The organism is Streptomyces sp. CB01635, from assembly GCF_002803065.1.
Taxonomy (GTDB): domain Bacteria; phylum Actinomycetota; class Actinomycetes; order Streptomycetales; family Streptomycetaceae; genus Streptomyces.
Genome location: NZ_NNBL01000009.1, coordinates 92,926 through 105,877 on the forward strand (window position 1 = coordinate 92,926; position 12,952 = coordinate 105,877).

The 12,952-nt window shown below is 69.4% G+C and carries 10 protein-coding genes and 1 pseudogene; 4 read left to right on the top strand and 7 right to left on the bottom strand.

All coding sequences use genetic code 11. The annotated features are described in order from the left end of the window. The first annotated feature begins 6 nt into the window (after positions 1-6). Entirely contained in the window at positions 7-849 is an 843-nt protein-coding gene (locus CG723_RS23585) for an SGNH/GDSL hydrolase family protein (protein WP_234374471.1), read from the top strand. On the opposite strand, the gene CG723_RS23590 is transcribed toward CG723_RS23585, so the two are convergent. Next, positions 839-1,534, bottom strand: coding sequence for a TetR/AcrR family transcriptional regulator (locus tag CG723_RS23590; protein WP_100595467.1), 696 nt, complete (start codon positions 1,532-1,534; stop codon positions 839-841). The genes CG723_RS23585 and CG723_RS23590 overlap by 11 nt on opposite strands. A 261-nt stretch (positions 1,535-1,795) precedes the next feature. Between CG723_RS23590 and CG723_RS23595 the strand changes: the two genes are divergently transcribed. From CG723_RS23595 to CG723_RS23605, 3 genes are read left to right on the top strand one after another with little or no spacing between them, the layout of a single operon-like run. Beyond that, positions 1,796-2,740 carry an ABC transporter permease gene (locus CG723_RS23595; RefSeq protein WP_100595468.1) on the top strand — a complete coding sequence of 315 codons (945 nt, stop codon included), beginning with the start codon at positions 1,796-1,798 and terminating at the stop codon, positions 2,738-2,740. Beyond that, positions 2,737-4,533: a dipeptide/oligopeptide/nickel ABC transporter permease/ATP-binding protein gene (locus tag CG723_RS23600; RefSeq protein ID WP_100595469.1), complete on the top strand. Its 1,797-nt coding sequence runs from the start codon at positions 2,737-2,739 to the stop codon at positions 4,531-4,533. Before CG723_RS23595 ends, CG723_RS23600 begins: the two co-directional genes overlap by 4 nt. Beyond that, positions 4,530-5,384, top strand: coding sequence for an ABC transporter ATP-binding protein (locus CG723_RS23605; protein WP_100595470.1), 855 nt, complete (start codon positions 4,530-4,532; stop codon positions 5,382-5,384). The genes CG723_RS23600 and CG723_RS23605 overlap by 4 nt, the downstream gene beginning before the upstream one ends. Before the next feature lie 247 nt (positions 5,385-5,631). Here the strand turns inward: CG723_RS23605 and zwf are convergent, their stop codons facing one another. From zwf to CG723_RS23635, 6 genes and pseudogenes are all read right to left on the bottom strand, one after another. Then, positions 5,632-7,041: a glucose-6-phosphate dehydrogenase gene (gene zwf, locus CG723_RS23610; protein WP_100595471.1), complete on the bottom strand. Its 1,410-nt coding sequence runs from the start codon at positions 7,039-7,041 to the stop codon at positions 5,632-5,634. Positions 7,042-7,191: 150 nt separating this feature from the next. Continuing rightward, positions 7,192-8,223 carry a phosphogluconate dehydrogenase (NAD(+)-dependent, decarboxylating) gene (gene gnd / locus CG723_RS23615; protein WP_100595472.1) on the bottom strand — a complete coding sequence of 344 codons (1,032 nt, stop codon included), beginning with the start codon at positions 8,221-8,223 and terminating at the stop codon, positions 7,192-7,194. A gap of 97 nt (positions 8,224-8,320) precedes the next feature. Further along, positions 8,321-8,494, bottom strand: a pseudogene (gene pgi, locus CG723_RS47785) (glucose-6-phosphate isomerase); the annotation flags it as partial. A gap of 145 nt (positions 8,495-8,639) precedes the next feature. Then, on the bottom strand, positions 8,640-9,413 hold the full coding sequence (gene ppgK, locus CG723_RS23625) for a polyphosphate--glucose phosphotransferase (protein ID WP_234374473.1): 774 nt from the start codon (positions 9,411-9,413) through the stop codon (positions 8,640-8,642). 467 nt (positions 9,414-9,880) lie between these two features. Then, complete coding sequence (locus CG723_RS23630; RefSeq protein WP_100595473.1) at positions 9,881-11,491, bottom strand: alpha/beta fold hydrolase; 1,611 nt, start codon at positions 11,489-11,491, stop codon at positions 9,881-9,883. 12 nt (positions 11,492-11,503) lie between these two features. Then, complete coding sequence (locus CG723_RS23635; protein ID WP_234374474.1) at positions 11,504-12,916, bottom strand: alpha/beta fold hydrolase; 1,413 nt, start codon at positions 12,914-12,916, stop codon at positions 11,504-11,506. Between the last annotated feature and the right edge of the window lie 36 nt (positions 12,917-12,952).

The window sequence follows — 12,952 nt, forward strand, 5'->3', positions numbered from 1 at the left end:
GGGCTCGTGGGTCTGGCCCTCGTCCAGCCCGCGGCGGCCAACTCGGGCGACCAGGTGCGCCCGTCGCACGCCAATCGCGCCGCTGCCCCGGTGCGTTACGTCGCGTTGGGGGACTCGTACAGCTCCGGACTGGGCATCCCCGACGAGGTCGAGCCGAACTGCGGCCGCTCCGACAGCAATTACCCCTCACTGGTCGCCGAGGCTCTGCACGCCGCCAGCGTCACCGACGTGACCTGCGCCGGCGCCGACACGAGCCACATGGCCGGGCCACAGGAATCCGCGCCTCCCCAGCTGGACGCCCTGCGCCCGGACACGACCCTGGTCACCCTGGGGATCGGCGGCAACGACCTGGGCCTCCAGGAAGTCGGAACCCGCTGTGTCCTGGTCGCGTATCTCGATCCGAACGGGTCTCCCTGCAAGACGAGTTACACCCTGCTCGGCACCGACGAGATCCGCTCGCGCATCAATACCACCGCGCCCAAGATCGACGCGATCCTCCAGGAGATCCACGCCCGCTCACCGCAGGCGAAGGTGCTCCTGGTCGGCTACCCGGCGATCATGCCCGACGACGGGTCCGCGTGCCGCGACGCCATCCCCTTCGCGGCGGGCGACTTCGCCTGGTTCCGCGACAAGGAGAAGGAGCTCAACTCCATGCTCTCCCAGCAGACCTCCGTCTACGGCGCGACCTTCGTCAACACCTACTCCCCGTCGGTGGGGCACGACGCCTGCAAGGCCGAGGGCGTGCGCTGGATCGAGCCGAAGGAGACGCCGGAGGCCGCCGGCTTCCACCCCAACGCCGCGGGGCACCGCAGCATGGCCGCCGAGGTGCTCGCGAGGATCAACCCGTGACCGGGCCCGGCGCGGAATCCTCGGCGGAGCCGGTCACGTGAAGGCCGTACCGGCCGAGGAAGTCACGTACCAGCGCTTCCATCGGCACCGCGTCGGGCTCGAGCAGCCACTGCGTCTGCAGGCCGTCCATCAGGGCGATCAACTGCACGGCGGCCGTGCCCGGTTCGGCCTTCACCGGGGGATCGGCCGTGGCGAACAGCGCCTCCAGCAGCGCGCCCAGCTGCTCCCGCAGCCGCCGGTAGCGCGCGACGAAGTAGGGGTGGGCGGGGTGGTCCGGTGCCGTCGCCTCCGCCGAGACTTTCGCGTACAGGGCCACGATGCCGTGGGCCCGGCTGTTGCGTGCGACGAACTCGACGAGCAGCCGCAGCCGCTCGGTGGGCGAGGGCTCGGGAGTCCCGTGTCCGAGGACGCGCGGGAACGCCTTCGCGGCATCGGCCGCGTCCCGGCGGGCCAGCACCTCCAGGAGCAGCGCCTCCTTGCCCGGGAAGTGGTGGAGCAGTCCCGCGTGCGTGAGACCGGCGTGCGCGGCGATCTCCCGGAGCGACACGGAGCTGAACCCCGACCTGGCGAACAGTTCGGCCGCCGAGTCGAGGATGCGGGCGCCGGTCCGCTCACCCTTGGTACGGGGCTCGTGGGGCGTACTTGGCTCCTGGGGCAAAGGACGTCCTTCCGGGGGGCTTCGCATACGTCACGGAGGGGAGGCAGGACGGTCGCTGTTGCGCACGTTGCAACCGACGGTCACGAAAACTTACCAGCTGGTTAAATCCCTCCCGGCGAACCTACTCGGCGGTAAAAACCGCAGGTAGGGTCGCCTCACGATCTCGTCCGCCGAAGCGGTGCGGGACGTCCCATGCGCCGCGCCCGGCCCTGCCCCAGAGCGGGGCCACCCCAACCCGGCGCGGTTCACGCCGGCCGATTCGGCCGCCGGTCACGGATACCGAGACACATGCTGACCTTCATCACCCGCAGGATCGCCGCGGGAGCGGTACTCCTGCTCGTCATCTCGTTCCTCTCCTACGTGCTTCTGTCGATCCCTGACATGGATGTGGGGCGCCAACTCCTCGGCGAGGGCGCGTCGCAGAACGTCATCGACGCCAAGAACGCCCAGCTGGGACTCGACCGACCGGTCCTCGCGCAGTACACGGACTGGCTCTCGCACGCCGTCCGCGGGGACTTCGGCACGTCCTGGTTCTCCAGCGAGGACGTGTCCCAGGCCATCGCCAACCGGCTGCCCGTGACCGTGAGTCTCATGCTCGGCGTCACCGTCGTGACGGCCCTCGTCTCGTTCCTGCTCGGCGCGTGGGCCGGGGTGCGCCGCGGCGGCGCCGTCGACCGCGCCGTCCAGATCCTCGGCGTACTCGGCTACGCGCTCCCCGGCTTCCTGGTGACGCTGATCCTCGTGCTGATCTTCGCGGTCCGGCTGAACTGGTTCCCCGCCATCGGATACATCCCGTTCACCGAGTCACCCGGAGGGTGGCTCTCCACCGTCACCCTGCCGGTGATCTCCCTGTCGGTCGCCTCCGTGGCGGGCGTCTCCCAACAGGTGCGCGGCGCCGTCATCGACGTCCTGCGCCAGGACTACGTCCGTACGCTGCGGGCCCGCGGGCTGCCCCCGTCCCGCATCGTGCTCAAACACGTCCTGCGCAACGCCTCCGCGCCCGCCCTGTCCGTCCTCGGTATGCAGTTCGTCGGCCTGCTCGGCGGCGCTGTGCTCGTCGAGCAGATCTTCGGCCTCCCGGGCCTCGGCAGCATGACCGTCACCTACACCACCCGCGGCGACATCCCCGTGATCATGGCGCTCGTCATGCTCACCGTCATCGGTGTCGTCCTGATCAACCTCCTGGTCGACATCATGATCGGCTGGCTCAACCCGAAGGCGAGGATCGCATGAGCGAGAAACTCCCTGCCGATCCGGCACCGACCGCGAAGACCCCGGCGGACCCCGGCCGTTCCCGCGGCATCCTCCGGCAGCTCGTCCGCAATCCGCTGGGCGCCGTCTCCCTGACGGTCCTTCTGCTCCTGGTCGCGGCGATGCTGCTCGCCCCGCTCCTCGCACCCCAGGCCCCTGGGGACGCGTCGCTCGCCGACGCCTTCGCCGCGCCGAGCTCCGGCCACCCGCTGGGCATGGACTCCGCCGGCCGCGACATCCTCTCGCGGATCCTGTACGGCGGGCGCAACACCCTCGGCGGTGCCGTCATCGCCCTCGGTATCGCGCTCACGCTCGGCATCCCCCTCGGCCTGTACGCCGGCTACTACGGAGGCCGCTTCGACTCCGTCGCCAACTGGCTCGTGAACCTCGTCATGGCGCTGCCCGCCATGGTCGTACTCCTCGCCTCCCGCGCCATCCTCGGCCCCAACGTCTGGGTCCTGATGGTCGTCCTCGGCTTCCTGGCCTCCCCCAGCTTCTTCCGTCTGGTGCGAGGCATCGTCGCGAACGTCCGGGGCGAGTTGTATGTCGACGCCGCGCGCGTCTCCGGACTCTCCGACACCCGCATCGTGGCCCGCCACGTCCTCACCGTCGTCCGCGGCCCCATCATCATCCAGGTCGCCCTCGTGGCGGGCATCGCCATCGCCCTCCAGGCCGGCCTCGAATTCCTCGGCGTCGGCAGCGGTGACTCCGCGACCTGGGGCGCCATGCTCAACGAGGCGTTCCAGAACATCCAGCGCCGGCCGGTCCTGCTGCTCTGGCCCGGACTCGCCCTCGGCCTGACCAACGCCGCCCTCGTCCTCATCGCCACGGCCCTGCGGGACTCCCTCGAGGACCGCGCGGGACAACCGCCCCGGCGTACCCGAACTCCCGGCCGCACGGCCGACTTTGTGGCACCCGCGGACACCGGCGAGGAGCGGGCCGGGCTCCTGTCGATCCGCTCGCTCGCCGTCTCCTACCCCGGACCCAGGGGCAGCGACAAGGAGGTCGTGCACGAGGTCGACCTCGATGTGCGACCCGGCGAAATCGTCGGCCTGGTCGGCGAGTCGGGCTCCGGCAAGACGCAGACCGCGTTCTCCGTGCTCGGCATCTTCCCCGAGGGCGGCCGGATCAGCCGCGGCAGCGTCCTCATCGCGGGCCGGGAAGTCGTGGGGATGCTCGAACGGGACCACCGCGCCCTGCGCGGCACGACCGTCGCGTACATCCCGCAGGAACCGATGAGCAACCTCGACCCGGCCTTCACCATCGGCAGCCAGCTCATCGAACCGATGCGCCACGTCCTCGGCCTCTCCCGCAAGCAGGCCGCGGAGCGCGCCGTCGACCTGCTCCACACGGTCGAGATCCCGAACCCCGAACAGGCCATGCGCCGCTACCCGCACGAGATATCCGGCGGCATGGCCCAGCGCGTACTCATCGCCGGCGCGATGTCCTGCGACCCCGCACTCCTCATCGCCGACGAACCCACCACCGCCCTCGACGTCCGCGTCCAGGCCGAGGTACTGGACCTGCTGCGCCGCCTCCAGCAGGAGCGCAACCTGGGCGTACTGCTCGTCACCCACAATCTCGGCGTCGTCGCGGACCTCTGCGACCGGGTCGCCGTCATGAACAAGGGCCGCATCGTGGAGACGGGCACCACCGAGCAGGTGCTCCACGCCCCGCAGGACGACTACACCCGCACCCTGCTCGACGCCGTTCTCGACACCGCCCCCGCACGGGAGCCCTGGCAGCCCCGCGAGGCAAGGAGCACCACCGTATGACCAGCGCATCGGCGTCCGAAGCCCTGCTGACCGTCAAGGACGTGCGGGTGTCGTTCCCCGGCAAGGGATGGCGTACTCCCCGCACCGAGGTGCTCAAGGGGGTGGACCTCGACATCCGGCCCGGTGAAACCCTCGGCCTGGTCGGTGAGTCGGGCTCGGGCAAGACGACCATCGGCCGCGCGATCCTCGGCCTGGTGCCTGTTGCTTCGGGCACCATCACCCTCGACGGCGAACGCATCGACACGGCGACCACGGCCCGCCGACGGGCCCTCAGCCGTGACCTCCAGGTCATCTTCCAGGACCCGTACACGTCGCTGAACCCGACCCTCACCGTCGGCGACACCCTCGCCGAACCACTCCTCGCGCAGGGCGTCGACGCCCGGGAGGCGCGCGGACGGGTCGACGACCTGCTCGACCGCGTGCACCTCCCGTCCGACGCGGCGCGACGCCTGCCACGCGAGTTCTCCGGCGGCCAGCGCCAGCGCGTCGCCATAGCCCGCGCCCTCGCGCTCCGCCCCCGCCTCGTCGTCTGCGACGAACCGGTGTCGGCGCTCGACCTCACCACGCAACGGACCGTGCTCGACCTCCTCCTGGAGATCCAGCGGGAGACCGGAGTGTCGTACCTCTTCGTCTCCCACGACCTGGCGGTGGTCCGCTGCATGAGCCACCGGGTCGCCGTGATCCACAAGGGCGAGATCGTGGAGACGGGCGACACCGACCACGTCACGCGCTCCCCCCACCACCCCTACACCCGCACCCTGCTGCTGTCGGCCCCCGTGGCCGACGTAGTGGAACAGCGCCGACGCAGGCAGCTGCGCCAGGAGCCGGATCAACCGAGGCAGGCTTCCTGACCGCGGGCGTCGCCCGGAGCCCAGCGTCACTTCGGCTTCGTCCTCGAAGACGATCCAGCCTGACGTTCGCGGAGGGCGGCCCCGGACGCCGCCCGTAGCCCCTTACCCGCGGCCATTGTGCCTGCCGAGGACCTCTCGAAGATCACTGCCTTTGCATCGATGATCTACGCGATCTCGGCGTCCGTCTGTTCCCGGACGCCGAAAACGGCTTCTGGCCACCACCATCCGTTGACTGGACTCGGCTGTGTCAGTCGGGAGACCTCGCCGGCAGCCATGGTTCGTGCCACCGCGGATATCCGGCGACGAGCTTGCTCGCTCCCTCCGGTCCCCAGGTCCCCGGCCGGTAGCGCTCCGGATCGCCGGGCGCCTCCAGCAGTGGCTGGACGATGCGCCACGTCTCCTCCACCGAGTCCTCCCGGGTGAACAGGCTCGCGTTGCCCTGCATTGCATCACTGAGCAGGCGCTCGTACGGTTCGGGTGCCTCACCCAGCTCGGCCGCGAAGAGGAGGTCAAGGTCCACCAGCTGCGTGTCCTGCTTGCCCGGCTGCTTGGCCTGGATGCGGAAGTTCACGCCAGGGCTCGGATCGATCCGCAGGATCCACTGGTCGGGCTCGGGCGCGAACCGCTCCGCGAACGCAAGCCGCGGCGGGCGCTTGAACACGATCCGGATCTCGGTCACACGCTCGGGGAGCGACTTGCCGGCGCGGATGAAGAACGGCACCCCGGACCAGCGCCAGTTCTCGACCTCCAGCCGCAACCCGACGAAGGTCTCGGTGCGCGAACGCGGCCGCACGCCGGGGACCTGCAGGTACCCCTCGTACTGCCCGCGGACGTAGTGGGCCGGGTCGGCGTCGGGGATCGCCCGGAACACGTCAACCCGGCGGTCCCGGAGCGCGTCCGCATCGGCGGCTGACGGCGGCTCGGACGCCATCAGGGCGAGCAGCTGCAACAGATGGTTCTGCACGACGTCGCGGAGCGCGCCGACCGGGTCGTAGAAGTGGCCGCGGTCCTCGACCCCGAAGTCCTCGGCCATGGTGATCTGCACGCAGGAGACGTGGTCGCGGTTCCACACCGGCTCGAACACGGAGTTGGCGAACCGCAGGAACTGGATGTCCATCGCCGGCTCCTTGCCGAGGAAGTGATCGATCCTCAGCAGCTGATCCTCGTCGAGGAGTTGACGCAGCTCGGCGTTGAGGGCACGCGCCGACGCGAGGTCATGCCCGAACGGCTTCTCCACGACGACCCGGGCGCCCTTGGTCAGCCCGACGCCTGCCAGGCCCTCGACCACCCGGGCAAACAGCGACGGCGGGGTCTCCAGATAGAAGACCGGGTGCCGCTTGCCGTTGACCGCCCGGGCGAGGCGATGGAACGTCTCCGGGTCGGCGTAATCGCCCTGCACATAGCTGAGTCGGGCGGCGAACCGGGCAAAGACGCTGTCGTCCAGCGGCTCGCCCGTTGCCTTGATCGCCGCGCGGGCGTGGTCACGCAGCGCGTCGTCGGACCAGCCGTCGCGTGCCACTCCGACGATGGGGCAGGTCAGCAGCTTGCGCCGCTCAAGCCGATAGAGCGAGCGGAACGTCATTTTCCGTGCGAGGTCTCCGCTGATCCCGAAAATGACCAGCACGTCTGCGGGAACGTTCGGCGAGTTCGAAGCCACCTCATCCTCCTCACGGAGCCGGCACGGCAATGGGGCCGGGCATCATGGTCCTGCTGGCGACTGGGCGCCGACGCGAGCAGGACCCGGCCGGCCGCCGCCGCGTCCGCGAGGACGAGCGACGCCGCCGCCTTGACCCGGCCGGCACAGCCCTCAGCCCTTCTTTTCGGCGTGCCCGCCGAACTCCGAGCGCATCGCCGAGAGGATCTTGTCGGTGAACTCCCCGGCCTGTCTGGACTCGAAGCGCTCGTAGAGCGAGGTGGTGATGACCGGTACCGGGACGCCTTCGTCCACCGCGGCGAGGACGGTCCAGCGGCCTTCCCCGGAGTCGGAGACCCGCCCGGCGAAGCCGTCGAGGGAGGGCGAGCCGGCGAAGGCGTCGGCGATCAGGTCGACCAGCCACGAGCCGACGACCGAGCCGCGCCGCCAGACCTCGGCCACTTCGCCGACGTCGATGTCGTACTGGTAGGCCCACGGATCGCGCAGCGGCGTCGTCTCCGCGTCGACCTCTTGCCGGCTTGTGCCGGCGTCCGCGCGCTTGATGATGCTGAGGCCCTCGGCGATCGCGGCCATCATCCCGTACTCGACCCCGTTGTGGACCATCTTCACGAAGTGCCCGGCGCCGTTCGGCCCGCAGTGCAGGTACCCGAGCGGGGCGGTGCCGTCGGTCCGGGTCCGGCTCGGCGTCGGCTCGGCGCAGCCCTCGCCGGGAGCGATCGTCTTGAAGATCGGGTCGAGATGGGCCACGGTCTCATCCTCGCCGCCGATCATCAGGCAGTAGCCGCGCTCCAGCCCCCAGACCCCGCCACTGGTCCCGCAGTCGACATAGTGCAGCGACTTGTCGGCAAGACGCTTGGCGCGCGTGATGTCGTCACGGTAGTAGGAATTGCCGCCGTCGATGAGGATGTCGCCGGGCTCCAGCAACGGCTCGAGCTGGTCGAGGATGGAGTCGACGATCGCAGCAGGAAGCATGAGCCATACGGCCCGTGGCTTGTCCAGTTTGGCGACGAAGTCCTGGAGTGAGTCTGCGCCCGTCGCGCCTTCGCCGGCCAGTTCGGCGACGGCGGCCGCGTTGACGTCGGACACGACGCAATGGTGGCCGTCTCGCATCAGCCGACGCACCAGGTTCGCCCCCATCCGGCCGAGCCCGATCATCCCCAGCTGCATGGGCTTGTCTGTCGCCATGTGGTGCCTCCTGGTTCTTGAGCGTGCGGTAGTGCCGGATCAGCGCGTTCGTGGACGAGTTGTGGCCGAACTCAGGCTCGGTCGCGCTCTCGAGTTCCGAGATGATCGCGACAGTGAGCACCTTGCCGAGCTCGACGCCCCACTGGTCGAAGGAGTCGATCCCCCAGATCGTCCCCTGGCTCGGGCGCCCGGCTTCGCGGTACGGCGTGAGCACCTCGGCCAGCGGCACGTTCGTCGGGCGGTTGCCCTCCAACACCCGATGCGGCGCCACGCCCTCCGCCGTCCCCCTCGGCGCGCACCTCGTCCTCGGTCTTGCCGGTGCGGAACGTGTTGACGGAAAGTGTTGCCAGGTCGTTGTTGCTCAACGCCAGCCTCCCTGAAGGTGCTGCCCGGGCCGTCATATCGACTGTGGAGGGCTAGGGTTGCCCTTCCCCGGCCGGGGCGAAGAGCGCCGCGCCGACAATGCCCGCATCATTGAACAGCTGGGCCGGCACGATCTCGGTCCTGAGCTCGATGTGCGGCAGGAACTTGTCGGCCTTCTTGCTGACGCCGCCGCCGATGATGATCAGGTCGGGCCACAGCAGCCGTTGGACAAGCTCGAGATACCTCTCCAGACGGTGCGCCCATTTCTTCCAGGACAGGTCGTCGTGCTCGCGCACCGACTCCGCGGCCCAGTCCTCGGCATCCCCGTGGTGCAGCGGCAGGTGCCCCAGCTCGCTGTTGGGCACCAGGAACCCGTCGGTGAAGACGGCGCTGCCGATACCGGTGCCGAGCGTCACCATCACGACGACGCCCTTGCGCCCCTTGCCGGCGCCGAAGCGCAACTCGGCGATCCCGGCCGCGTCGGCGTCGTTCACCACCCTCACGTCGCGGCTGGTCACTCGTGCGAAGAGCTGGGCCGCGTCCGTCTCCATCCAGGCCGGGTCGATATTGGACGTCGTCTGGACTCTGCCGCCCCGGATGACGGCCGGGAGCGTCAGCCCGACCGGTCCAGGGACGCCGATCTGGGAGAGCACCGTCACGACCACGTCCGCGACTGCCCCCGGGGTCGCCGGATGCGGGGTCGGGATCCGAACCCGCTCACCCATGAGGCTGCCGAGCTCGAGGTCGACCGCCGCTCCCTTGATACCGGTGCCGCCGATGTCGACTCCCAGCACGTGGGCCGCCTTGTCCTGAATTTCCTGCGCCACTGCCCGCTCCCCTCAGGGACTGGCCCAAAATGTGTTGTGTGAATCTTGGACGTTAGGCACCGCAAGAGCTTCGCCACGTAATTCCCAATTTTTACATATGCCCCTAATATTCGCTACGTCACCTTTATCGGGTTATATCGAAGATTAGGGGGTATATCCAATGCTTGCCTACTCGCAAGGGCATTAGCTTTCCCCTCCGTTCGAGAGGAACGCGACTGCGACTCACGCCAGTGAGGCTCAAAAACACGAATCGTCGTCCCGCATTGAAGCCCCTCGCCGCAAAGAACCGGGAGCACAGGACTCTGAAGGGCTGAGGTACGTCGACGGACCGGCCGGACGCCCGCACGTGGACGCATCCCCAGCGTCCAAGCGATCTGCGTAGGCCCGCCCCGTGGGCGGCGGGGAGCCACCCACCGCCCGGCGCGTAGGGCTGGTCGGGGTGGGTGTTCGGTGGAGTAGCCGGCGGCTCAGGGACCGATCTCGAACTTGGGCGGTTCGAGGCTCTTCAGACATGCGGTCTTCGGTGCGGCCGGGGTGTCGAAGAAGGAGACGGTGATCTCCTGGGCGCACTTCGAGGTGGCGAACACCACGTGCGGCTCGTACGGGACCGTGACGACCTTGGCCTTGCTCAACGTACGGGCGACGTACGGCCCGTTGTCCGCCCCGGTCTGGGAGTCGAAGCTGCCCGACAGGGCGAGGGTGGGGATGTCGCCGCGGGTCACGTCCCGGATCGAGCGTGGTGCCGCGGGGACGTTCCAGACGTCGCAGTCCGGGCGGAGGAACGTGAGCTGAGGGGCTTGGGCCTGGACCGAGCGGGGGAAGGAGGGGAACGCGTCCTGTCCGCCTTGGAGCGCCTCTTCCTCGCTCTCGTACGGCGTCCACTCGCTGCAGAAGACTCCGTAGACGAGACCGTGCGCAACCCTGCCCATGGCCTGGGGGCTCAGCTTGCCGCCGGCCCACTGCTGAGCGATCCGCTGGGGCTTGCCGTGCGCCAGCTCATCGAGGGCGACGGGTACTTGGGGCGCCACGTGGGTGGCGGAGGTCATCCAGTTCACCAGTGCCCCGCCGTCCAGTACGACCTTCACCGGCTTGTCGCTCCCAGGGAGCTTGACCGTGGTGGTGACCGGCTTGGCTTCGAGGTCGCGGACGAGCTTGTCGAAGGTGGCCGACAGGTTCGGGTAGCGCTTGTTGCACGCGGGCTGGTCCGCGCAGGCCTTGAACAGACCGTCGAAGCCCTGCCGGGCACTGCTCCAGGTCAGGGCCGACCCGCCCTTGGACGGCGGCAGTATGCCGTCGAGGCCCACCGAGCGGAGCCCGTCGGGGTGCAGGCGCATGTAGACGAGTGCCAGGTGGGTGCCGTAGGAGATGGCGTACAGGTTCCACTGCTTGATTCCGAGCGCCGTGCGCAGGTCGTCGTAGTCGGCGGCGCTCTCGATGTCGTTGTAGGCACTGAGGTCGATCCCACGGGCCGCCAGCTGGTCGTGGCAGGCCTTCGTGGCCTCGACGTGCAGGCCCTCGGTGGACGGCGCGTCGTAGACGAGACCGACCGCTTGCGCGTTGAACCTGTCGATGTTGGGGCACAGGAGGTTCGGCTCGGCCGAGTACGTGCCGCGCTGGGACATGAGGATCACGTCACGGTCGCGGTTCAGGCCGCCGTCGATCGCCATCTTCGCCTCCCCGACCGTGTCGTCCCCTGGTCCGCCCGCGAGCCACACGATGGGGTCGGGTTTCGGTGTGGCGGACTTGGCGGGCACGATCGCGACACCGAGTTTGATCGTTCTACCGGTCGACTTGGCGCGGTTCTCGGGCACGGTGAGGGATCCGCAGCGGGCCCCCTTGAGCGCCTCGACCGGTTCCGGCGTCTTGGGGCAGGGGCCCGGTTCGTACCTGGCGTCGCCCACCGTGCGTGCGGCCGTGCCGATCGGCGCCTCGGGGCCGGCGCTGGTGTCGGTGCGGGACTGTGCCTGAGCAGGCGCTGCGAGCAGGCCGGTGACGAGGAGCCCGGTTGCTATGCCGACCGACGTGGCCTGAAGTCGTCGTACGGGGCGTCGACGACGGGGCGCGTGGTGGAAGGTCATCTGCCCTCACAGTCATTTCGGGGTGATCGTGAACGGTTCGGGCTCGAGACCGTCCACGCACGAGGTGTCGGGGGCGGTCGGGCGGGCGAAGAACGACGCCAGCACGCGCTGCGCGCAAGGCGACTGCGGGACCACCCAGTGGCCGATCCCGGGGACCTGTATGGCGGTCGAGCGGGACAGGTTGCGGGCCACGCCCTTCGCCCAACTCGCCCCGGTCTTCACGTCGAACGTGCCGGAGACGACGAGCGACGGCACCGAGCTGACCGTGGCCACCCGCTGTACCTTCGCGCGGTCCGGAACCTTCCAGATCCCGCACGCCGGGTACTGGAAGGGCAGCTGCGGCACCTGGGCCAGGACCGTGTCCGGCCACCCGGGGAAGGCCTTGCGCCCCGCTTTCAGCACGTCGGATTCCGAGTAACCCGGCGCCCACTCGCCGCACGCTATCGAGTTCGTCAGGCCGTGCGCGAAGGCGCCGACGTTCTGGACCGAGCCGGCCGCGCGGGCCTGCGCGAAGCGCTTCGGATTTCCGCGGCTGAGTTCGTCGAGCGCCGCCGGGATGTCCTTGGGCCGGGGGGTGAAGGCGACGACCAGGTTCAGCAGCGCGCCCCCGTCGAGGACGACCTTGACCGGCTTTCCTCCGCTCGGCGGCGTGACGTTCAGAGTCAGGGGGTGAGCCTCCAGTTTGCGCACCTGCTCCGTCAGCAGGCGGAGGAGGTCCGGGTAGCGGTCCTTGCAGGCGGGCTGCGCCGCGCACGCCTTGAAGATGTTGTGGATTCCCTCGGCGGCGCTGCCCCATCCCCACGGCAGGGCCGTGACCTTGGGAGGTGTGATCGAGTCGATCGCCACCGCGCGGATTCCCTCGGGGTGCAGGCGCAGGTAGGTGAGGGCCAGATTGCTGCCGTAGGAGTACCCGTAGACGTTCCATCGGGGGATGTCCAGCGCCTTGCGCAGGTCGGCGAAATCCGCGGCGTTCTCGGTGGTGTTGTAGGCGCTCAGGTCGACGCCGGCGCCCGTCAGGCGGCCCCGGCAGTCCTTTACCGCCTTCAGCATGAGTTGTTCCGCCCGCTGTGCGTCATATCCCAGGCCCACGGCCTGCGCGTTGAACCGGTCGACCTCAGGGCAGGCGAGGTTCGGCTTGTCGTAGAGGTTGCCGCGCTGGGCCATGACGATCAGCTCGCGGTCCTTGTTCAGGCCGGAGTCCATGAGGAAGGGAATGTCGTCGAACGTGTCGGCACCGGGGCCGCCCGCCATGAACACCACCGGGTCCTCGGAGGGCTTCTCCGCAGCGGCCGGAATGACCGCCACGGCCAGCTTGATGGTCCGGCCGCCGGAGCGGGAGCGGTTCTCGGGGACCTCCAGGAAACCGCACCGTGCCTTGCTCAGCGCTTCGATGGGCTCGGGCGGCTTCGGACAGGCACCGGGCACGAACCTGGGGGCTGCCGGACTGGGTTCTGCGGCCTG